Genomic DNA, 20,301 nt, shown 5'->3' on the forward strand with positions numbered 1-20,301 from the left:
CTTTGCAATCATCATTATAATTAAAAAATGTACTGCGAAAGTTTAACTGAATACAAGCGTCTTAAAACAAGAGAAGTAAAAGTGGGCAATCTTTTATTGGGCAATAATCATCCCATAAGAGTACAAACCATGACGACCACCGACACTATGGATACAATGGCAACTGTGGAGCAATCCATCCGTTGTATTGAAGCCGGTGCAGAATTGGTGCGTATTACAGCACCGTCAAAAAAAGAAGCAGAAAATTTACAACACATAAAAGATGAATTAAGAAAACGTGGTTATGATACACCATTGGTTGCCGATATTCATTTTACACCCAACGCTGCAGAAATTGCAGCAAGAATTGTAGAGAAAGTGAGGGTGAACCCCGGTAATTATGTAGATAAGAAAAAATTTGAACAGATAGAATATACCGATGCAGAATATGCAGAAGAAATTGAAAGAATAAGAGAACGCTTTACGCCATTGGTTTTAATTTGTAAAGAACATGGTACTGCTATGCGTATTGGTACCAATCATGGCAGCTTAAGCGATAGGATAATGAGCCGCTATGGCGATACGGCTATGGGTATGGTGGAAAGTGCGATGGAGTTTTTGCGTATTGCAAGAGCAGAAGATTATCACCAGATTATTTTAAGTATGAAGAGCAGTAATCCGCAGGTGATGGTGCATGCGTATCGTTTACTGATCAATCACATGCTGGAAGAATTTGGCGAATGTTACCCACTGCACTTAGGCGTAACCGAAGCTGGCGACGGTGAAGATGGAAGAATAAAAAGTGCGATTGGTATTGGTACTTTATTAGAAGATGGTATTGGTGATACGATAAGGGTGAGTTTAACCGAAGATCCTGAATTAGAAATACCAGTTTGTAAAGATATTGTGAAGCGGTATGCAGCTATTGCGGCATCTCCAATTGCGGATGCTTTAACTTTAAATGCATCACGTTTGCCTTACTCGCCGTTTGAATATAAAAGAAGAGAAAGTTTTGAAGTAAGTAATATCGGCAGTAAACATGTACCGGTTGTGGTTGCAGATTTTAGTAAATTCGAAAAAATTACCCCGGAAGATTTACAGAGCATTGGTTACACTTACGATGCTGCAACTGATAAATGGAATATTGGTGATGCAGCTGCGGATTATTTATATACTTCAGCTCAGGTAGATTTTGCTTTACCGGGAACATTAAAAGTTATTCTTCCGCATATTACCTGGCTGTTAATGGTAAATGAAGATCCCAAACATTCTGAAAAATATATTCCAATTTTAGATGCAGATGAATACCTGAATGATTTAATTGTAAAATCATCGCACATTAATTTTGTAATGATCGATTGTTATTCAGAAAATTCTCCCGATCAGCAACTGGTAAAATTATTTGCAAAAATTAAGGCAGATAAAACTGCCGTACTTTGTTTAAGCTCTACCAATAAAAATGCCATGCAAAGTATTCGCAGAATGTTTGTGGAGCTGGCGTATAACGAAATAAAAAATCCTGTAATAATTATTTGCGACAGCAACAATGCAACAATGGAAGAAAGTTTAATTCACTATTCCATAGAAGCAGGAGGTTTATTGCTGGATGGGTTTTGCGATGGCGTTTGCTTTGGATATCAATACGGAAACAAAACCATTGCTCCGCAAACAAAAATATTAAATTCCATTGCATTTGGAATTTTACAGGCCACCCGTACAAGAATTTCTAAAACAGAATACATCAGTTGCCCCAGTTGTGGCAGAACTTTATTTGACCTGCAGGAAACCACTGCAAAAATTCGTGCCGTTACCAATCATTTAAAAGGCGTGAAGATTGCTATTATGGGTTGCATTGTAAATGGCCCCGGCGAAATGGCCGATGCAGATTTTGGTTATGTGGGCAGTGGGGTGGGCAAAATAACTTTGTATAAGGGTAAAGAAGTAGTGAAAAGAAATATCGACAGCGCCATTGCTGTAGATGAATTAATAAATTTATTAAAAGAGAATGAGGCTTGGGTAAATGTCCCTGCTATTTAAGAAGAACAACATGCAAACAGATTTTTTAGTAATTGGCAGTGGCATAGCTGGTTTAACTTATGCTTTAAAAGTTGCACAGGAATGCCCTGGTAAAAAAGTAACAGTACTTACCAAAACACAAAGTGATGAAACTAACACCAAATATGCACAAGGTGGTATTGCAGGTGTAATGGATTTTGATAAAGACAGTTTTGCAAAACATATAGAAGATACTTTAATTGCCGGTGATGGGTTATGTAACAGGCATATTGTAGAAATTGTGGTAAAAGAAGGGGTTGACAGAATTAAAGAAATTATTGAATGGGGTGCACAGTTTGATAAAGCACCCGATGGCGATTTTAAGTTAGGTAAAGAAGGTGGTCATAGTGAATTTAGAATTTTGCACCATAAAGATGTAACGGGTAAAGAAATGGAAAGGGCTTTACTTGCTGCATTGGCTAAACAAAAAAATATACAACTCATAAGTCATTGTTTTGTGCTGGATATAATTACACAGCATCATTTAGGTTATCTCATTACAAAATCAACACCCGATATTGAATGTTATGGTGTGTATGTTTTAAATCTTGCTACTAATAAAGTAGAAAAAATATTATCTACAATTACTTTGCTGGCAACCGGTGGTAACGGCCAGGTGTACCGCACCACTACAAACCCTGCGATTGCAACAGGCGACGGTGTGGCCATGGTGTACAGGGCAAAAGGCAGAATTGAAAATATGGAGTTCATACAATTTCACCCTACTGCATTGTACGAGCCGGGTGTACGTGGACAAAGTTTTTTAATTACCGAAGCCGTACGTGGCGATGGCGGCATTTTACGCAACCATAATGGCGAAGCCTTTATGGAACGCTATGATGCAAGAAAAGATCTGGCACCACGTGATATCGTTGCCCGTGCTATTGATAACGAAATGAAAGTAGCCGGTACCGAAAATGTCTTTTTAGACTGCCGCCATTTTGGTAAAGAAAAATTTATTGAGCATTTCCCGAATATTTATGATAAATGTTTAAGTATTGGTATAGATATTACTAAACACTTAATACCTGTTGCACCGGCAGCGCATTACAGTTGCGGCGGAATAAAAACAGATGAGCATGCAAGAACATCTATCAATAATTTGTATGCAGCCGGTGAATGTGCCAGCACAGGTTTGCATGGTGCCAACCGGCTTGCCAGCAATTCGCTTTTAGAAGCAATGGTATTTGCACATAGAGCTTATAAAGATTCAATTTCCAATATTAATCTTCGCTCAGTTTCCCCTTCAGGTAGCGGAGAGGATAATATTCCCGATTGGAAAATTGACGGCACTTCATCACCCAAAGAAATGATTTTAATTACCCAGAGCGTAAAAGAATTAAAGTTACTGATGAGTGATTATGTGGGTATAGTTAGAAATAATGAAAGGCTGCAAAGAGCGATGAAGCGTTTGGATTTATTATTTGCAGAAACTGAAGAGCTGTATAAAAAAACAATTGTATCGCCACAGCTTTGTGAGTTAAGAAATATGATTACTGTAGCATTTTTAATTGTAAAAAGTGCAGAGTTCAGGCAGGAGAGCAGAGGTTTGCATTTTAATACTGATTATCCTGCAAAAAGTGAAATGGTACAAAATATTGTGTTGTAATTTTTTTTTGAAACAATCTTTAGTAATTCTATTAAGCATCGTTGTGTCACTCACTTGTACGGCATACCTTTGCTCATCAAATAAATTCGATGTATTATATTGTTTACCCATTACTTTATTTAGTCTCATTACTTCCATTCTTTATTCTTTATGGCATAAGTGATTTTTTTGCATTTCTGCTGTATCATGTTATTAAGTACAGACGGGATACGGTATTAAGTAACCTGGCTATTGCTTTTCCCGAAAAAACAGAAAAGGAACGGATAAAAATTGCTAAAAAATTTTATCAGTATTTTACAGATGCCATGATAGAAAGTTTGAAGTTTATTTCTATTTCAAAAAAACAATTATTAAAAAGAAGCACCGGTACATTTGAAATTATAAACGACCTGATTAGTAAAGGATACAATATTAATTTAATGGCAGGCCACCAGTTTAACTGGGAGTATGCCAATTTACTGTACGCAATTAATTTAAAAATTCCGTTTGTGGGCATATACATCCCTATTAAAAATAAAGTTTTTGATAAAATATTTTTTGATATACGCAAAAGGTACGGCACAGTATTAGTAGGCGCCAGCGATTTTAAAAATAAGATGCATGATGTATTTAAAAACCAATACATGCTGGGCCTTGCGGCAGATCAAAATCCACCCAGTCCGCTTTGGGGTCACTGGTTAAATTTTTTTGGTAACCCTACCCCTTTTTTAACCGGGCCAGAAAAAGGCGCTATTAAAAATAATGCAGCAGTAGTTTTTGTCGGGTTTAAAAAAATTAAAAGGGGGCACTATCATTTTACTGCTACATTATTAACTGAGCAGGGAGGCAATACAAAACCTGGAGAATTAACTTGCATGTACAGAAATATTTTGGAGAAAACTGTAAAAGATGACCCTGCAAATTATTTATGGAGCCACCGCCGCTTTAAGTTTGAATGGAAGGCAGAATATAAAAATCTATGGATTGATAAAAATGCAGCAGCGCCTGAATAATTTTTATTCTATCAATTTAATACACTGGCATCTTTCTCAGTAATAATATTTTTCTCTTCTTTTATTTTAGTCCAGCCGCCCAGTACATTTCTTAAATTATGTACGCCCTGGCGTTTTATTAAAGAAGATGCAATTACACTTCTGTAACCACCTGCACAATGAATATATAGATTTTGATTGTCTTCAAAATTTGCAATGGTTACCACATCGGTCATTTCGTTTAAAGGAATATTTTGTGCACCTTTTACATGGCCATCGGCGTACTCAGCTTCTCTTCTTACATCTACTACTACTAAATTAGGATCGTGTGGTAAGTCCATTGCCAGTTCATCGGCTTCTATATTAATTATTAAATCAACTTTTTCGCCTGCTGCCTGCCATCCTTCAAAACTCCCCTGTAAATATCCCAGCATTTTATCAAAGCCCACTCTCGATAAACGAATTACAGTTTCTTCTTCCATGCCCGGTTCGGTAACTAAAATCATTGGTTTTTCAAAAGGCAATAAACTGCCTGCCCATTCTGCAAAGCGGCCTTCTAACCCAATAAAAATACTGCCGGGTATAAAACCCTGTGTAAATATATCTGCATGCCGGGTATCTAAAACCAGCACATCTTCATTCATTAATTTTTTAAATGCGGCAATGGATAAAGGAGTAAGTCCATTTTGTTTTACATTATCTAAACTCTCGTATCCTTCCATATTTATTTGTGCATTTACAGCAAAATATTTTGGTGCATCTGTTAAACCTTCTGTTACCGCTTTAATAAATGCTTCTTTAGTTTGCGGCTGCAGGGCATAGTTAGTTTGCCTTTCTTCGCCAATGGTACTAAAATTATTAGGCCCTAAATTTTTACCGCAACTGCTGCCTGCGCCATGTGCCGGGTAAACAATTATATCATCTGCCAATGGTAATATTTTATTTTGAATTGTATCGTACATAATGCCGGCCAGTTCTTCGCTGCTCATATCACCACTGCTTAAATCGGGGCGGCCAACATCGCCTACAAATAAAGTATCGCCGCTAAAAATGGCATATGGTTTATCATTTTCATCTCTTAATAAATAACAGGTACTCTCAATAGTGTGGCCCGGTGTATGCAAAATTTCAAAACTTATTTTGCCCAGTTTAAATATTTCACCGTCTTTACTGTTATAAATTTTAAAATTGGTTTTTGCTCCGGGGCCAAAAATAATTGGGGCACCTGTTTCTTTGCTTAAATCTAAATGACCGCTTACAAAATCGGCATGAAAATGTGTTTCAAAAATATATTTTATACCTGCATTTCTTTCTTTAGCCAGCACAATATATTCTTCTGTATCTCTTAATGGATCTATAATAGCCACTTCGCCTTCGCTTTCAATATAATACGCAGCTTCGCTAATGCAACCGGTATATAATTGTTTAATAAACATAAAATATTATTTAGGGCAAAGATAAAAATAAAAAAGCGTCCCGCCATAGACGGGACGCTTTTATGAATACTTTTAATAATTAACCAACAAGTTGCTTAACAAAAGTATCTATTTCCTCAATCCTTTTAAAATTAACTGCGTAGTAAATAAATTTTCCATCACGCTGTGTAATTACAATACCTGCTTTTCTTAAAATTGCAAGGTGCTGCGAAGCAACAGATTGCTCCAGGCGTAAACGAACATAAATTTCTGTAACAGTAATCTTTTTTTCTTCTTCAATTAACTTCAATAATTGCTGGCGAAGTTTGTGGTTTAATGCCCTTAAAACAAGCGCCGCTTTTTTTAAGGAATGATAATCCACATTGATTGAAGATTCAGATGAAGTTTTTGAAGCAGCCACAGGCGACTCCAATGATTGGGATGCAACCATCATAAGATGTAAATTTTAATTATGCTTGAACAATGTTGAACTACCAAATATACCAATATTTACTTATGCAAATAAATTTGTGGCTGTAAAATTTAAAAAAAATGCCTTTTACAATTAATGGTAATCTTTTATATTTTGTCTTGAAATTCCTTTAGATAAAAAGGCTGGCTGTAGGCAAGATCGCTGAATTTTTGTTGCACAAAATAAGCCTCACTTAAACTTGCCATAGCTTCGGTAATGTTTAAAGCTGCTGCAAATGAAGCATTTGAATGTCTGCAAAGGGCTTTCCATTTAGCAGCGCCGCTGCCAAAAAACACCATTTTATTATTTTTTAATTGCGATAAAAATGAGCTTTCTTCCAAAATAATTGCACAGGGCGGCAGTATTTCAGCCAATGTGTTGTTATAAATTGCCGTAAATACTTCCATTCGCCTGGCATCTATCATTGGGCAAAATAAAATTTCGGGGGTATTATTTAATTCCTGCTGGGCAGCAACAGTTAAAACTTGTAAAGTATTTATTGCTATTAGAGGTTTATTTAGTGCATAGCATAAACCTTTTGCACTTGCCATGCCAACCCTTATACCAGTGTAAGAACCCGGGCCGGCAGTTACAGCAATTGCATCAACATCAGCTAATGCAATGCTACTTTTTTTTGCAAGTTGCTGTATGGCTGTTTGCAAAAACGAAGCATGATCTTTTTGCATTTCGTTAGTTATCGATTGCAATACTTTGCCATCTTTTGCAAAACTTACCTGTGCAGTTTCGGTTGCTGTATCAATATTTAAAATAAGGCCCATTAATTATTTTTTTGCTGCTTCGGCAATAAGTGTTGGTGCAGGTTGATAACGTTTATCTGTTACACTTAATTTTTTTAGAAGATCATAAATATTTTTTACACCAATTTTTTCAGCCCATTCAAAAGGGCCGTAGGGATAATTTGTACCCAACTTCATTGCAGTATCAATTTCAGTTTTACTGCTCACTTCGTCACCCAATGCAAAATACGCTTCGTTAATTATCATGGCAATAATTTTTGCAGATACAAAACCAGGCTCATCATTTACTAAAAATATTTTTTTGTTTAGTTTTTCAGCAATTGCTTTGTTACTGTCATTAATTTTTCCTGCAATTTCCCAAACGGATCTTTGTAAAAAAGTATCCCAGCCGTTAATTCGTAAAATATTATCGGCAGTATTTAATTCATTTAAAGTTGTGGTAACACTGTTTATAAAAACAGGTTTTACTGTTTCTGTAAAATTAAAATCAGTGGTATCAGTTAAAATAAAAAATGCATCGGCTTCTTTATAATTTTTAAAAGAAAAATCATCGGTGGCTTTTATCCATTCTATATCAGCGGAATTATTTGTTAATGCTTCCCACATATTATCTGCCGCAAGTACAACAATTGTCATTTATTATTTTTTTGCAAAAATAGGTGGTTACAAAAAGATATATTTGCATTTTGAAAATAAATAAACCAGCAATGACAAAACAAATAATTAATACGGATAATGCACCTGCACCAATTGGCCCTTACAACCAGGCGGTATTTGCAGGTAATTTACTTTTTATATCTGGCCAGGTGGCATTAAAACCGGTTACAGGCGAACTGGCCAACGCCGATATTATTGAAGAAACGCACCAGGTAATGCAAAACCTTAAAGCTATTTTAACCGAAGCTTTAATGGATTTTAGCAATGTGGTAAAAACTACCATTTTTTTAAGCGATATGAATTTGTTTGGCCAGGTAAATGAAATTTACGGTAAATATTTCAGCGGTGATTTTCCTGCAAGAGAAACTGTAGCTGTAAAAGGCTTACCTAAAAATGTAAATGTGGAGATTAGTATGATTGCGGCGAGGTAGTTAGTCTATAAGGGGGTCAAGGTAATTAGCTAAGAAAAATATTCAATGCTCAATATTCAACACTCAATATTCAATAAAATACAAGTGTATTTAGGGTGAAACTACTTTTATGAAAACTGCATAAAAGTAGCATAGACTGCATTTCTATTGAAAATTGAACATTCCTTTTAAGCTTCTTAATTTAAATGCTCCTACAACTCCGGTAAATAATTTACGTTGCATTGTATTACCGGCCTTTCTCCTTTTGGTACCAGCACAATAATATTAGCTTTAAGGCTTTCGCCATTACGAAAAATGTAACCGGCTTTAGCAGTTTTTATAATTTCTTTTCCGTTTTCCTGCACTTTTGCGTTAATGTAAAATTCCTTTGCTTTTACGCTGCCGCTTTTAGCAGTTAAGCGTTTACCGTTGGCATTGGTGCAGTTAAAGCCAGCAATTAAATTGGCCGGTTCGGAAGAAGATAGTGTAACCCTGTCGGAATAAATTTTTGAACAGCCACTTTTGTTAGTAGCATACAATGTAATTTCAAAGCGGCTGTATTCTTCATCTTTTACACTTTTTACCTGCTCGTTTTTTATAAAATAGCCATATTCAATACCGTTAATGGTTTCAGGCTTTTTTTCTTCCAGATCGGTTATTTGAGCATAACTGTGTAAAGCAGTAAACAAAACAACAGTTATTAAAAAAGAAATTTTACTAAACATAAACTAAGGTTAATTTTACAGTAAGATAAAAATATTTTAGCAGAATGAGTAACGAAAAATTGGTTATAATAACGGCAAAGACACACGACCATCTTATGGAGAGTTTGCAAAAAAAAGGCTATAAAGTTTTATACAATCCTGATATAAGTTATGATGAATTAAAAAACTTAGTGAGCGAAGCAGAAGGTTTAATTGTAACCACAAGATTAGCTATTGATAAAAATATGTTAGATAATGCAGGCAAATTAAAATGGATAGGCAGACTGGGCAGCGGCATGGAATTAATAGATGTTGATTATGCAAAAGCAAAAGGCATCCAATGTGTAAGCAGCCCCGAAGGAAACCGTAATGCTGTGGCGGAACATGCATTGGGAATGTTACTGGGTTTACTGCATAAAATTAACAGCAGTTGTACAGAAGTTAAAAATGGCGAATGGATAAGGGATGCTAACCGTGGTACAGAATTAACAGGTAAAACTGTGGGCATTATTGGTTATGGAAACACCGGCAGTTCGTTTGCAAAATTGCTTTCGGCTTTTAATGTAACGGTGCTGGCTTACGATAAATATAAATTTGATTTTGCAGACGGATATATAAGAGCAGCCAACATTGAACAAATTGGCCGCTATGCCGATGTGGTAAGTTTTCATTTGCCTTTAACAGCAGAAACAAAATATATTGCCAATGATGATTTTTTTACTAGCCTGCAGCAGCGGCCAATAATATTAAATACTTCAAGGGGTAAAGTGGTAAATACTGCTGCACTAATAACGGCATTAAAAGAAAATAAAATTTCCGGCGCAGGTTTAGATGTACTGGAAAATGAAAAGCTACAAACCTTGTCTGCCATGGAAAAAGAGCAGCTGGATTTTTTGAATACCCAACCCAATGTAATTATAACGCCGCATATTGCCGGCTACAGCCACGAGTCTTTTTATAAAATGGGCGCCGTTATCTTAGAAAAATTAGGTATTTAAAATTTTCACTACTTTTGCAATACATGCAATGCCTTAGCCAATCTGGGGCGTTGTATTTTTTTTCTCGTTACTAAATAGAATTTTTATGAGTACCACCAATTATGTTACAAAAGATACCTTTGAAAAAATGAAGGAGGAGCTGCATGGTATGAAGAGTGTGGACAGGCCTGCGGCCAGTAAAGCTATTGCCGAAGCCCGTGAAAAAGGGGATTTAAAAGAAAATGCCGAATACGATGCTGCCAAAGAAGCACAGGGCATGCTGGAAGCAAAAATAAAATATTTGGAAGGCGTAATTGCCACTGCCCGTATTTTAGATGAAACCAATATTGATACCAGCAAAGTAAGCATACTTACCAAGGTATCGCTTACCAATATGGGTACTAAAAAGAAAGTTACTTACCAGATAGTTTCAGAAAAAGAAGCCGATTTAAAACTGGGCAAAATTTCTGTTACGTCTCCCATTGGTAAAAGTTTATTGGGCAAAGTAATTGGCGATGAGGTAGATGTTGTAGTGCCGGCAGGAATGTTGAAATTCAGGGTAGAAGATATCAATATATAAATTTGTATCGAAAATTTTTAAAGCCCGTCCTTATAAAGGATGGGCTTTTTTAATTTTTTTAAGCGATGAGCTTTCACCCTGAGCTTGTCGAAGGCGGGTTAAATTAGAGTCTAATAATTTGTGTGTGCAAGAATGCATTTGTATTTTATCTTTATAGAAATAATTATTATGACCATCTTCTCTAAAATAATCGCCGGTCAAATACCCTGTTATAAAATTGCCGAAGACGAAAAGTTTTTTGCTTTTTTAGATATTGAACCATTGGTAAAAGGCCATGTGCTGGTAGTACCCAAATTAGAAGTAGATAAATTATTTGATGTGCCCGATGACTACCTTGCCGGAATGCTGGTGTTTGCAAAACCCATTGCACATGCTATTGAAAAAGCATTTAACTGTAACCGTTGTGGTATAAGTGTGGTGGGATTAGAGGTACCGCATGCACATCTGCATTTAGTGCCCATCAACACTGCTAATGATTTAAATTTTACAAAAGGGAAAACTAAAACTACTGAGGAGGAATTAAAAGTAGTGCAGGAAAAAATATTGAGTAATCTTTAAGAAATTAAGCCATGGATTTACACAGATTAAATACACAAAAAAAAATCCGTGAAAATCTGTGCAATCTGTGGCAGAAAAAAGCCAAGCAGTGGCTTCTCCTTTTAATTTATCTGCAACCTAAACCCCACACCATGTATGGTCTCCAAAGCAATTGCAGGGTCGGGTTTTAAATATTTACGCAGCTTGGTAATAAATACATCCATACTGCGGCCTAAAAAATAATCATCTTTGCCCCATACATTCAGCAGCAATTCTTCTCTTTTTAAAATTTTATTAATGTGCAGTACAAAAAATTTCAGCAGATCGGCTTCACGTTGAGTAAGAGAAGTGGTTACAGTATCGCCATAAATTTTTAATTCGTTATAAGCAAATCTTAAAGTGCCTAATTTGTATTCTTCCACCCCATCCGATTGCAATTTTTTTGTGCGGCGTAAAAAAACATCCATACGCATTACCAGTTCTTTCATACTGAAGGGTTTGGTAATATAATCGTCGGCACCGGTTTTAAAACCTTTTATCTTATCTTCTTCCAGGCTCTTAGCGGTTAAAAAAATGATGGGTACAATATCACTTTGCTGCCGTATTTTTTTTGCAAGAGAGAAGCCATCCCTCTCCGGCATATTAACATCCAGCAAACAAATATCAAAATCTTTTTTCTGAAATTTTTGCCATGCAGCTTCACCATCGGCACAATGCGTTACTTCAAAACCGGCATCCTGCAAATTATCTTTAATAACAAAACTTAACGAAAGGTCATCTTCTGCCAGTAAAACTTTTGCCTTGCTCATGCTGTAAAATTTAATGCTGTGGAATTTTTATTATAAAAGTACTGCCATTTCCCGGTTCGCTTTTTACGTCAATTTTTCCTCCGTGTTCCTCAACTATTTTTTTAACAAAATTCAGGCCTAATCCAAACCCATTGGTGGTATGCAGATCGCCTTCGGTAACCCTGAAAAAACGGTTGAATATTTTTTTCTGGTTTTCTTCACTAATACCAATGCCGTTATCTTTTACAGCAATGCAGCAATCGTGCCCTTCTGTATATGTGGCAATATTTATTTTGGGGCTGGTTGAATATTTAATGGCATTTTCAATAAGGTTAATAAAAGTAAGCAGCATATAATATTTATCTGCAGTAACCATAATACCTGTTGAAGAAAATGTTGTTTGTATCACCGCATTTTTTTCCTCAGCCAGCGGATGCAAATTATTAATGGCCTGTTGCAATAAATCGTTTACATCAAATTTTTCTTTTTCAAGTTGCAATGCATTACTGTCGGTATAAGCAATTTCTAAAAGCCTTTGCGTTTGCCCCTGCAAATGGCTAATTTGTTCATTAATAATTGAAGCGTAATTTTTTAATTTCTCCGGCTTTTGCGAAATGCCTGGCTGTTGTAACACTTCGGCCGCAATTTTTATAACAGCCAGCGGGGTTTTAAATTCATGCGTAAAATTATTTACAAAATCTTTTTGTGTTTCGTTTAAAAATTTTTGTTTGTACAGGTAAAAAATACTGGCGCCAAAAGCAATTAAAACTACAAGCAGTAAACCTCCGGATGCAATCCAAAAATACATTTGCTTTAAAATATATCCTCCACGGTGCGGAAAAAATAAAGCAATATAGGAATAGTCCCTTTTTAAAACAGGAAGTGGCTTTTTTTCTTTTGGTGGAAAATAGGCATCAGGCAGGTCGATATATTCTTCTTCGGTATAAGCATTTTTTTCCTGGCTGTAAATGGCTGCTTTGCAATCGGTATACACATCAAAGTCGGTAAGCTCAGCTTTTAAATTTGTCCAAAGACTGTCTAAATGAGGGTTACAATCAATTCTTAATAAATACAGATCGGGCTTTGGGTTTTCAATTTTTTTCTGCACATTATCGCTTACATCATTCACAAGTTGCATATCCCGGTAAAGCCCACGAATACTTTTTGAAACATTGATGTTAAATTGTTTCTCTTCGTATTTATACACTTTTTGCAGCCAGAATAACTGCACCGCAATAATAATAGTAACTAAAACAGTACTTATTAAAATTACCAGCCGCAATGTTTTTGAACGAATGACCATGTAACGTTTTCTGATTGTGATTTTCAGTTAATAACCATATCCCCGCCTGCAAACTTTACTAAAAATTATTTACAAAGATTTATAACTATACTGTTAATGAAATGTTGTTACCTAAACATCTAAATCTTTTTAATCCTCCCCGGATTTTGTGCAATAAATGCATCCCATCCTTTTAATTTATTTCCTGCCGCCGCTACCGGATTTTTTTGCTGAAAAAAATGACACACCGCAACGGCCAAAGCATCGGTAGCATCAAAATGTTTGGGGTTATCTTTAAAATTTAAAATTTGCTGCAGCATCTTCATCACCTGTTCTTTATTGGCATTACCATTGCCCGTTACCGATTGCTTTACTTTTTTTGGTGAGTATTCCGTTACTTCAATACCATGCCGCATGGCAGCAGCAATAGCCACGCCCTGTGCCCTGCCTAACTTTAGCATACTCTGTACATTCTTACCAAAAAATGGTGCTTCAATGGCAAAAGTAGTGGGTTGGTATTTTGTAATTAATCCGCTAACGGTATTAAAAATTAACTGCAGTTTTTTGTACGTGTCTTTTACTTTACCGGGTTGCAGTACACCCATTTCTAACAGCGAAATTTTATTATCATTTACTTCAATTAAACCATAGCCCATAATTATTGTGCCGGGGTCGATACCTAAAATGATGGACGGTTTTGCTTTGGGCACACTAAAAATTTTTTGAGTTTAATAATTGAACTAACATTGCGTATTGAACAAAAGTATTAAAATATTAATCAACTATTTTTTAGGGCCGGTATTATTAATAGTGCTTTGTTACAGTTTATACAGGCAATTAATTCAGCAGCCAGATCTGGAACAGCGCTGGCAGCAGGTAAAACACAGCTGGAAGGGCTGGAAATTTTTAGCCGTAATTATTTTAATGCTGGTTAACTGGGGTATAGAAGCAAAAAAATGGCAGCTGCTGGTGTTGCATATGCAGCAGTTTTCTTTTATTAAAGCATTTAAATCGGTGCTGGCAGGTTGCAGTATAACCATGCTAACCCCCAACCGTATTGGCGAGTATGGCGGCAGAATTTTATTTTTAAATGAAGAAAACCGCATTAAAGCCATATCGCTTAATATTGCCTCAAGCTTAAGCCAGTTGCTGGTTACAATGGTAATGGGCTGTGCAGGTTTAATTTTTTTAAGATATTTTTCACATAACAGCAGCAACGCTTTAAACGTTTTACCCCACTTTTGGGGTAATGTGCTTATTTATTTCAGCATTACGGGCACAGTGATACTTTTTTTATTTTATATAAGATTAGCATGGCTGGTACGTTTAATAGAAAAGGTGCCGGCATTTACCAAAGCGGTAAAGCATATAACAGTGCTGGATGAGTTTTCGGCAAGGCAATTGCTAACTATACTGTCATTATCGCTGTTGCGGTATATAGTTTTTGTAGTGCAGTATATTTTATTGCTGCAGGTAATGCAGGTAGATATTGAAGTGGGATTAAGTTTTTGGCTGATAACCGTTTTTTATTTGTTGATGGCCGTAGCACCCACCATTGGTTTTTTAGAGTTACCAGTAAGGGCAAAGGCAAGCATGGAACTGATGAAAATGTACAGCACCAATACACTGGGTATTGAAACTGCAGCACTGGCAATATGGTTAATTAATTTAGTAATACCGGCATTAATTGGGAGTATATTAATTTTGGGCATTAAAAAAATAGTAAAAGAAAAATGAGACGTTACGCTACATTCAGTTTGATAATTTTAGGGCTTTGCTGTGTAAGTTTTAAACCGGCTTACGACGATGAATTTTGCGGTATTAAAAACACTGCATTTAAAGCCGATGAAGTGGTGACGATGAAAGTTTTTTACAGCGCTATGGGAGCATATATTGGCGCAGGCGAAGCAACTTTTACCACTTCGCTGGAGCGCTTTAATGGAAAGACGGTCTATCATTGTACAGGCGAAGGCAAATCATATTCCTTCTTCGATAAATTTTTTAAAGTAAGGGATAAGTACGAAAGTTATATTGATACGGCAACATTAGTGCCTTATAAATTTATACGAAATGTTGATGAAGGGGGTTATAAAAAATATGAAAACGTAACCTTTAACCAAACAGCAGGCACTGCCGTTAGTACCAAAGGTGTTTTTAAAGTTACCAAGTGCATACAGGATGTGGTGAGTGCAGTGTACTATGCCCGTAATATCGATTTTAATAAATACAAAGTGAATGATAAAATTCCTTTCGATATGTTTTTAGATGATGAAGTGTATCATTTATACATCCGTTATTTAGGAAAAGAAAAAATAAAAACCCGTTACGGAAAATTTAATGCGATAAAATTTAAACCACTTTTAATTAAAGGAACCATTTTTGAAGGGGGCGAAAAAATGAATGCCTGGGTAAGCGACGATCCCAATCATTTATTGCTTAGGGTAGAAAGCCCCATTGCAGTAGGAAGTATAAAAGTAGATATGATGGGCTATAAAAATTTAAGGTATCCGTTAACTTCGTTAACGGGTGTGAGGTAAATATTTAGACTGTATAATTGCAAAACCTGCCGACGGCAGGTTTTTTTTGTAACAAGCAGTAGTAATTTATTCAACTTCATTGGCGTCGCACTCTTCAACTGTAAATCTTTATTGAACTTTTATCATGAAGCAGATGATGCCAGATTTTTCATTTATTAGTTGCAGGGTCATGCTATCAACTCTTGGAGGGTTTCGCAGACTCTGCGAATAATGAAAGAGTTTTTTAAACCCCTTCAAAAGTGTTGCGGAAGTTTCTTACACTTCACTCAAATTAAAAACATCTTTTTGCCGAATTCCCTTTTCCGTCATTTGTAAATTACAACATTCATTTACGGGGTCGTGTTCAAAAAATAAAATATAATCGTTGGCTAAAGCTTCAGTAAGAAAAGCTTTCTTTTCATTTAATGTAGTTAACGGAAACATATCGTAACCCATAACATAAGGCAAAGGAATATGTGCAACAGAAGGAAGTAAGTCGGCCATGTACACAATTGTTTTACCATTGTAATTTATTTTAGGCAGCATCATATCTCCGGTATGACCATTTACAAATAGGATATCTATATTTTTTATAAAAGGGACAGATTTTAAATAGTCGTCGTTACCAATTGTTGTGTGCCATCCTGGTTCTGTGCTTGCTTTATTAAACCAGTGTTCTGTAAACTTTAATTGCTCACTTTCATGAATTGGCAAAATATTCTCTTTTAAAAAACTTGCTTTTTCTCTCTCATTAGGTTGATTAGCCCATAACCAATGCGAAGCATTGCTCCAGTACGTTGCATTTTTAAATGCAGGTACTAACTTATCACCTTCTCTAATAATAGCGCCACCGCAATGGTCAAAATGTAAATGCGTTAAAAATACATCCGTAATATCGGCTGCGGTAAAACCATGTTGCGCTAAAGATTTTTCTAAAGTATCATCGCCATGCAAATAATAATGGCCAAAAAATTTGGCATCCTGTTTATTACCCATACCGGTATCAACTAAAATTAATTTACCCTCATCTTCAATTAATAAACAACGCAAAGCCCAGCTGCACATATTATTTTCATCAGCAGGGTTTAATTTATTCCAGATGCTTTTGGGCACCACACCAAACATGGCGCCACCATCTAATTTAAAATAACCGGTGTTAATGGAATATAATTTCATGATTATTGCTTTTTTGTTTTGGGCTTTTGTTTTACTGCAGTTTTTTTAGGAACAGCTTTTTTTACTGGCAAGGTTGATATCATTACATCTTCTCTTATCTCTTCAATTTTTTCATCCGGCATAACTTCAGTATCAGTATCAGCTTTTTCTTTTTTCAATTCTTTTTTAACGTTATCAATGCCTGTTTTAAAAATAGATTCCAGTAAAGTAATAGAAAGTTTATTGGTGGAAAAAACTGGCGACAGTTGTAAGCCTTTTGCTTTAAGTAAATTAATTATGCCGTTTTTACCCAGCAAATGGCCGCAACCCACAGCAAAAAAAGCAGTTTTATTGGCAGATATATTTTTAATAGAATCTGCCATGGTAAAATTCCTGTTGTCGAATACAATTTTGCGGTAGGTAATATTTATAGATTCTATAATTGCTGTAAGCGAATCAAATTGCTGGTTGCTGTAAAACCGTTTTAAATTTGTGGTCAGCCTGATATCGTCATCAAATAATAATGTGGTATCGGTTAACCGGGCATCAATTATTTTATACAGCATGTCAATCTGAAACTTAAATGTCTCCAGCCCTTTAGTAGTTTTACCCAATACCATTGCGTAAGAAGAAAGTGCGGCATCTAAAGCAGTTACACCCGGGTCGGCTTTCATATAATCTGCAAGCAGGCTCTGCCCAAATTTATTAAACTGGTCTAAGCTGTCGGGGTTAATTGAAGCATTATAAGTTCTGTTTACAGACATGATCATTCTTCTCCAGCTGTCAGTTTTTTTTACGGAGTCTAAATAATCCAGCTTCGATTGAAAGAAACCATCAGCATCACTCATTTCTTTATAAATATTCAAAAAATCCAGTTCGCCATAAAAAATATCAGTATTGTTTACAGCATCGTACACCGAATCGGTCAGTTGCATAAATTTTTCCTGGGGTAAATGTATAGTGCCAAAAAGATAAGAAGGTTGCTGGTTAACCGGGTTAGTAATGCGCCACAAAAAAGTATTGTTCTGTTGGGCATTTATTGCATTAGCAAAAAGCAAAACTGCAATTGAAAAAAATATTTTTTTTATCATAAGGGGTTACGTTAAAAATTTATACCAATTTTTTTTGTGTGCGGAGTGTTACTAATAAAAATAATAAACCCAGCACAAAAAAAGCAATTAATGCTAAAAGAGAATTACGCATATTACCGGTTAATCCTTCTATAAAACCAAAACTAAATAAACCAATTACTATGGCTAATTTTTCGGTAACATCATAAAAACTAAAAAAAGATGCGGTATCTTTTGTTTCGGGCATTAGTTTGGAGTAAGTGGAGCGGCTGAGCGATTGTATGCCACCCATTACCAAACCTACCAGCGATGCTAAAATATAAAAATGTATTTCGGTAGTGATGAAATAACCGGTGATGCAAACCCCGATCCATAACGTAACTGTAAATATTAAAACTTTAATATTGCCATAGGTTGCCGAAAGTTTTGACATGGCTACTGCACCAACTATTGCCACTAACTGAATAATAACTGCTGTAATAATAAGTTTGCTGTCTTCTAACTTTAATTCTTTAATACCAAAATCAATGGCCACCAGCATTACCGTTTGCACACCCATGCTGTAAAAAAAGAAAGCAGATAAAAATCTTTTTAACACCGGCATTTTAATTACCTGCTGCAAAACAATTTTTAATTCGTGAAAACCATTGGCCAGCACATGGGTTTTTAATTTCCTTTCGCTTTTTGGGCTAATGGGTAAACGGGCAAAAGTGATTTGTGCAAAGCTTACCCACCATACACCTACCAATAAAAAAGTAATTCTTAATGCAAGCCCTTTTTCACTACTCATAAATATTACCAGCGCAAAACCAATTAACTGCATAAGTACACTGCCAATATAACCCATAGTGTAGCCTTTGGCACTTATGCGGTCCATATCTTTTTCGGCTGCTATTTCCGGCAAGTAAGAATTATAAAAAACCTGGCTGCCGTAAAAGCCAATACCGGCAAACATAAAACACACTAGGCCAAGTGTAATATGATCTTTATCGAAGAAATAAAGTAACGAACAACTTGCTGCCCCCAAATAACAAAAAAAACGCATAAAATTTTTCTTATTGCCTTTGTAATCTGCAATAGAAGAAAGTATAGGAGAAAGAAAAACAATTACTAAAAAACCAACGGCCAGTACATAATCTTTCAATTCGGTATTTACAAAGCGGCGTCCTAAAAAAGTAATGCCATCAGGAAATTTTTCGAGAGAGGTTACCGCTGCATAATATGCCGGAAAAAAAGTGGTGGTAATTACTAAATTATAAACCGAATTGGCCCAGTCGTACATGGCCCAGCCGTTTACAATTTTTTTAGAAGCAGTTTGCATGTTAATTAATTAAGAATGAAAAATTAACCATTAAAAAGTAAAATGCAGGAATAAAATTTAGAGTATTTAATTTATGAGTGTACTATTAAAAATAAAATTTCATTCACAAGCCGCATTCTGTCTATGTTTCGACAGGCTCAACATGACAGAAAGCTGTCAGTCTGAGCTTGTCGAAGACGGCCACCAGAGCGTTTTTTTTAAATTAATATACGACAAGTTTTTTATTATTGTATCACTCCTTTCCAGATAAGAAGCAGTAAAATAATACCCACTATTATGCGGTACCAGCCCCAAATAGTAAAGCCATATTTTTTTAAAAAACCGATAAAAAATTTGATAGCTAACAGTGCCACAATAAATGCTACCACATTACCAATGGCTAATTGTTTTATTTCTTCGCTGGAAAAACCGCCGCTTTCTTTATAATATTTTAATAATTTATAACAGGTGGCTGCAAGCATTGTGGGCACTGCTAAAAAAAATGAAAATTCTGCGGCAGCCGAACGGGTTAATTTTTGCTGCATGCCACCAATGATGGAAGCTGCACTGCGGCTAACCCCCGGTACCATAGCAATACATTGCCACACACCAATGATGATGGCTTCGCCAAAAGAAATTTTCTCTTCCGAATCTATGGTGGGTTTTTTAAAAGCTTTATCAATAAATAATAAAATTATACCACCCACCAGCATCGAAATGGCAACAGTTAATGAACTTTCTAAAAGTGCATCAATCCTTTTGCTGAATAAAAAACCTAACACCAACGCCGGTACAACAGCAGCCGCAAGCTTTACGTAAAATTGCCATCTCTTAAAATCGAAGAATTTTTTTGCATACAAAACCACCACCGCCAGTATTGCACCAAATTGAATTGCTACAGTAAATACTTTTATAAAATCGGTTTCGGTAATACCTAAAACTTTTTCGGTAATAATCATGTGGCCGGTAGAGGAGATGGGCAAAAACTCTGTAAGCCCTTCTACTACGGCAATAATAATTGATTGTAAAGTATTCATGCAGTGGTGTTGTAAACTTTAAAAATAAA

General features: G+C 35.8%; 21 protein-coding genes. 9 read left to right on the forward strand and 12 right to left on the reverse strand.

From position 1 onward, the window contains the following. Positions 1-27 precede the first annotated feature (27 nt). From ispG to ACY651_RS01570, 3 genes are read left to right on the forward strand one after another with little or no spacing between them, the layout of a single operon-like run. Positions 28-2,016: a (E)-4-hydroxy-3-methylbut-2-enyl-diphosphate synthase gene (gene ispG / locus ACY651_RS01560; protein WP_462249012.1), complete on the forward strand. Its 1,989-nt coding sequence runs from the start codon at positions 28-30 to the stop codon at positions 2,014-2,016. 10 nt (positions 2,017-2,026) lie between these two features. Then, the gene (gene nadB, locus ACY651_RS01565) at positions 2,027-3,643 is read left to right on the forward strand and encodes an L-aspartate oxidase (protein WP_462249014.1); all 1,617 of its coding nucleotides are present in this window, start codon (positions 2,027-2,029) and stop codon (positions 3,641-3,643) included. A gap of 41 nt (positions 3,644-3,684) precedes the next feature. Next, positions 3,685-4,635: a lysophospholipid acyltransferase family protein gene (locus ACY651_RS01570; RefSeq protein WP_462249016.1), complete on the forward strand. Its 951-nt coding sequence runs from the start codon at positions 3,685-3,687 to the stop codon at positions 4,633-4,635. Positions 4,636-4,646: 11 nt separating this feature from the next. Here ACY651_RS01570 and ACY651_RS01575 read toward each other — a convergent pair whose 3' ends face one another. The 4 genes from ACY651_RS01575 to ACY651_RS01590 form a co-directional block, all read right to left on the reverse strand. Next, a complete protein-coding gene (locus ACY651_RS01575) occupies positions 4,647-6,050 on the reverse strand; it encodes an MBL fold metallo-hydrolase (RefSeq protein WP_462249018.1) in 1,404 nt (467 codons plus the stop codon). A gap of 79 nt (positions 6,051-6,129) precedes the next feature. Continuing rightward, complete coding sequence (locus ACY651_RS01580) at positions 6,130-6,483, reverse strand: ArsR/SmtB family transcription factor (RefSeq protein WP_462249020.1); 354 nt, start codon at positions 6,481-6,483, stop codon at positions 6,130-6,132. 125 nt (positions 6,484-6,608) lie between these two features. Then, positions 6,609-7,280 carry a tRNA (adenosine(37)-N6)-threonylcarbamoyltransferase complex dimerization subunit type 1 TsaB gene (tsaB, locus tag ACY651_RS01585; RefSeq protein ID WP_462249022.1) on the reverse strand — a complete coding sequence of 224 codons (672 nt, stop codon included), beginning with the start codon at positions 7,278-7,280 and terminating at the stop codon, positions 6,609-6,611. Between the two features lie 3 nt (positions 7,281-7,283). Then, positions 7,284-7,895: a 3-hydroxyacyl-CoA dehydrogenase family protein gene (locus ACY651_RS01590; RefSeq protein WP_462249024.1), complete on the reverse strand. Its 612-nt coding sequence runs from the start codon at positions 7,893-7,895 to the stop codon at positions 7,284-7,286. A gap of 71 nt (positions 7,896-7,966) precedes the next feature. On the opposite strand from ACY651_RS01590, the gene ACY651_RS01595 reads away from it, so the two are divergent. Continuing rightward, positions 7,967-8,347 carry a RidA family protein gene (locus ACY651_RS01595; RefSeq protein WP_462249026.1) on the forward strand — a complete coding sequence of 127 codons (381 nt, stop codon included), beginning with the start codon at positions 7,967-7,969 and terminating at the stop codon, positions 8,345-8,347. A gap of 191 nt (positions 8,348-8,538) precedes the next feature. On the opposite strand, the gene ACY651_RS01600 is transcribed toward ACY651_RS01595, so the two are convergent. Then, positions 8,539-9,051: a hypothetical protein gene (locus ACY651_RS01600; RefSeq protein WP_462249028.1), complete on the reverse strand. Its 513-nt coding sequence runs from the start codon at positions 9,049-9,051 to the stop codon at positions 8,539-8,541. Positions 9,052-9,095: 44 nt separating this feature from the next. On the opposite strand from ACY651_RS01600, the gene ACY651_RS01605 reads away from it, so the two are divergent. From ACY651_RS01605 to ACY651_RS01615, 3 genes are all read left to right on the forward strand, one after another. Beyond that, positions 9,096-10,028, forward strand: a complete 933-nt coding sequence (locus ACY651_RS01605) for an NAD(P)-dependent oxidoreductase (RefSeq protein ID WP_462249030.1) — start codon at positions 9,096-9,098, stop codon at positions 10,026-10,028. An 85-nt stretch (positions 10,029-10,113) separates the two neighbouring features. Beyond that, positions 10,114-10,587 (forward strand): transcription elongation factor GreA, encoded by a 474-nt coding sequence (gene greA, locus ACY651_RS01610; protein WP_462249032.1) that lies wholly within the window; start codon positions 10,114-10,116, stop codon positions 10,585-10,587. A 168-nt stretch (positions 10,588-10,755) separates the two neighbouring features. Next, positions 10,756-11,145 carry an HIT family protein gene (locus tag ACY651_RS01615; protein WP_462249034.1) on the forward strand — a complete coding sequence of 130 codons (390 nt, stop codon included), beginning with the start codon at positions 10,756-10,758 and terminating at the stop codon, positions 11,143-11,145. 101 nt (positions 11,146-11,246) lie between these two features. On the opposite strand, the gene ACY651_RS01620 is transcribed toward ACY651_RS01615, so the two are convergent. The 3 genes from ACY651_RS01620 to ruvC all read right to left on the reverse strand — a co-directional run bounded on the left by ACY651_RS01620 (position 11,247) and on the right by ruvC (position 13,904). Further along, the gene (locus tag ACY651_RS01620; RefSeq protein ID WP_462249036.1) at positions 11,247-11,933 is read right to left on the reverse strand and encodes a response regulator transcription factor; all 687 of its coding nucleotides are present in this window, start codon (positions 11,931-11,933) and stop codon (positions 11,247-11,249) included. 10 nt (positions 11,934-11,943) lie between these two features. Continuing rightward, positions 11,944-13,215 (reverse strand): sensor histidine kinase, encoded by a 1,272-nt coding sequence (locus ACY651_RS01625; RefSeq protein ID WP_462249038.1) that lies wholly within the window; start codon positions 13,213-13,215, stop codon positions 11,944-11,946. 119 nt (positions 13,216-13,334) lie between these two features. Further along, positions 13,335-13,904, reverse strand: coding sequence for a crossover junction endodeoxyribonuclease RuvC (gene ruvC, locus ACY651_RS01630; protein ID WP_462249040.1), 570 nt, complete (start codon positions 13,902-13,904; stop codon positions 13,335-13,337). 43 nt (positions 13,905-13,947) lie between these two features. Here ruvC and ACY651_RS01635 point away from each other — a divergent pair, with 43 nt between their 5' ends. Both ACY651_RS01635 and ACY651_RS01640 read left to right on the forward strand, forming a co-directional pair. Further along, positions 13,948-14,931 carry a lysylphosphatidylglycerol synthase domain-containing protein gene (locus ACY651_RS01635; protein WP_462249042.1) on the forward strand — a complete coding sequence of 328 codons (984 nt, stop codon included), beginning with the start codon at positions 13,948-13,950 and terminating at the stop codon, positions 14,929-14,931. Further along, entirely contained in the window at positions 14,928-15,731 is an 804-nt protein-coding gene (locus ACY651_RS01640) for a DUF3108 domain-containing protein (protein WP_462249044.1), read from the forward strand. Before ACY651_RS01635 ends, ACY651_RS01640 begins: the two co-directional genes overlap by 4 nt. A 255-nt stretch (positions 15,732-15,986) precedes the next feature. Here the strand turns inward: ACY651_RS01640 and ACY651_RS01645 are convergent, their stop codons facing one another. From ACY651_RS01645 to ACY651_RS01660, 4 genes are all read right to left on the reverse strand, one after another. After that, entirely contained in the window at positions 15,987-16,886 is a 900-nt protein-coding gene (locus tag ACY651_RS01645) for an MBL fold metallo-hydrolase (RefSeq protein WP_462249046.1), read from the reverse strand. A 2-nt stretch (positions 16,887-16,888) separates the two neighbouring features. Continuing rightward, positions 16,889-17,956: a TraB/GumN family protein gene (locus tag ACY651_RS01650; protein WP_462249048.1), complete on the reverse strand. Its 1,068-nt coding sequence runs from the start codon at positions 17,954-17,956 to the stop codon at positions 16,889-16,891. Between the two features lie 19 nt (positions 17,957-17,975). Further along, a complete protein-coding gene (locus ACY651_RS01655; protein ID WP_462249050.1) occupies positions 17,976-19,256 on the reverse strand; it encodes an MFS transporter in 1,281 nt (426 codons plus the stop codon). A gap of 224 nt (positions 19,257-19,480) precedes the next feature. Beyond that, positions 19,481-20,272 carry an undecaprenyl-diphosphate phosphatase gene (locus ACY651_RS01660; protein WP_462249052.1) on the reverse strand — a complete coding sequence of 264 codons (792 nt, stop codon included), beginning with the start codon at positions 20,270-20,272 and terminating at the stop codon, positions 19,481-19,483. Positions 20,273-20,301 lie beyond the last annotated feature (29 nt).

Source organism: Ferruginibacter sp. (genome assembly GCF_031391665.1).
Lineage (GTDB): Bacteria > Bacteroidota > Bacteroidia > Chitinophagales > Chitinophagaceae > Ferruginibacter.

Coding starts and splice junctions, on each gene's coding strand:
- ispG (WP_462249012.1), top strand. CDS start 28: ATGTACTGCGAAAGTTTAACTGAATACAAGCGTCTTAAAACAAGAGAA.
- nadB (WP_462249014.1), top strand. CDS start 2,027: ATGCAAACAGATTTTTTAGTAATTGGCAGTGGCATAGCTGGTTTAACT.
- ACY651_RS01575 (WP_462249018.1), bottom strand. CDS start 6,050: ATGTTTATTAAACAATTATATACCGGTTGCATTAGCGAAGCTGCGTAT.
- ACY651_RS01580 (WP_462249020.1), bottom strand. CDS start 6,483: ATGATGGTTGCATCCCAATCATTGGAGTCGCCTGTGGCTGCTTCAAAA.
- tsaB (WP_462249022.1), bottom strand. CDS start 7,280: ATGGGCCTTATTTTAAATATTGATACAGCAACCGAAACTGCACAGGTA.
- ACY651_RS01590 (WP_462249024.1), bottom strand. CDS start 7,895: ATGACAATTGTTGTACTTGCGGCAGATAATATGTGGGAAGCATTAACA.
- ACY651_RS01595 (WP_462249026.1), top strand. CDS start 7,967: ATGACAAAACAAATAATTAATACGGATAATGCACCTGCACCAATTGGC.
- ACY651_RS01600 (WP_462249028.1), bottom strand. CDS start 9,051: ATGTTTAGTAAAATTTCTTTTTTAATAACTGTTGTTTTGTTTACTGCT.
- ACY651_RS01605 (WP_462249030.1), top strand. CDS start 9,096: ATGAGTAACGAAAAATTGGTTATAATAACGGCAAAGACACACGACCAT.
- greA (WP_462249032.1), top strand. CDS start 10,114: ATGAGTACCACCAATTATGTTACAAAAGATACCTTTGAAAAAATGAAG.
- ACY651_RS01615 (WP_462249034.1), top strand. CDS start 10,756: ATGACCATCTTCTCTAAAATAATCGCCGGTCAAATACCCTGTTATAAA.
- ACY651_RS01620 (WP_462249036.1), bottom strand. CDS start 11,933: ATGAGCAAGGCAAAAGTTTTACTGGCAGAAGATGACCTTTCGTTAAGT.
- ACY651_RS01625 (WP_462249038.1), bottom strand. CDS start 13,215: ATGGTCATTCGTTCAAAAACATTGCGGCTGGTAATTTTAATAAGTACT.
- ACY651_RS01640 (WP_462249044.1), top strand. CDS start 14,928: ATGAGACGTTACGCTACATTCAGTTTGATAATTTTAGGGCTTTGCTGT.
- ACY651_RS01645 (WP_462249046.1), bottom strand. CDS start 16,886: ATGAAATTATATTCCATTAACACCGGTTATTTTAAATTAGATGGTGGC.
- ACY651_RS01650 (WP_462249048.1), bottom strand. CDS start 17,956: ATGATAAAAAAAATATTTTTTTCAATTGCAGTTTTGCTTTTTGCTAAT.
- ACY651_RS01655 (WP_462249050.1), bottom strand. CDS start 19,256: ATGCAAACTGCTTCTAAAAAAATTGTAAACGGCTGGGCCATGTACGAC.
- ACY651_RS01660 (WP_462249052.1), bottom strand. CDS start 20,272: ATGAATACTTTACAATCAATTATTATTGCCGTAGTAGAAGGGCTTACA.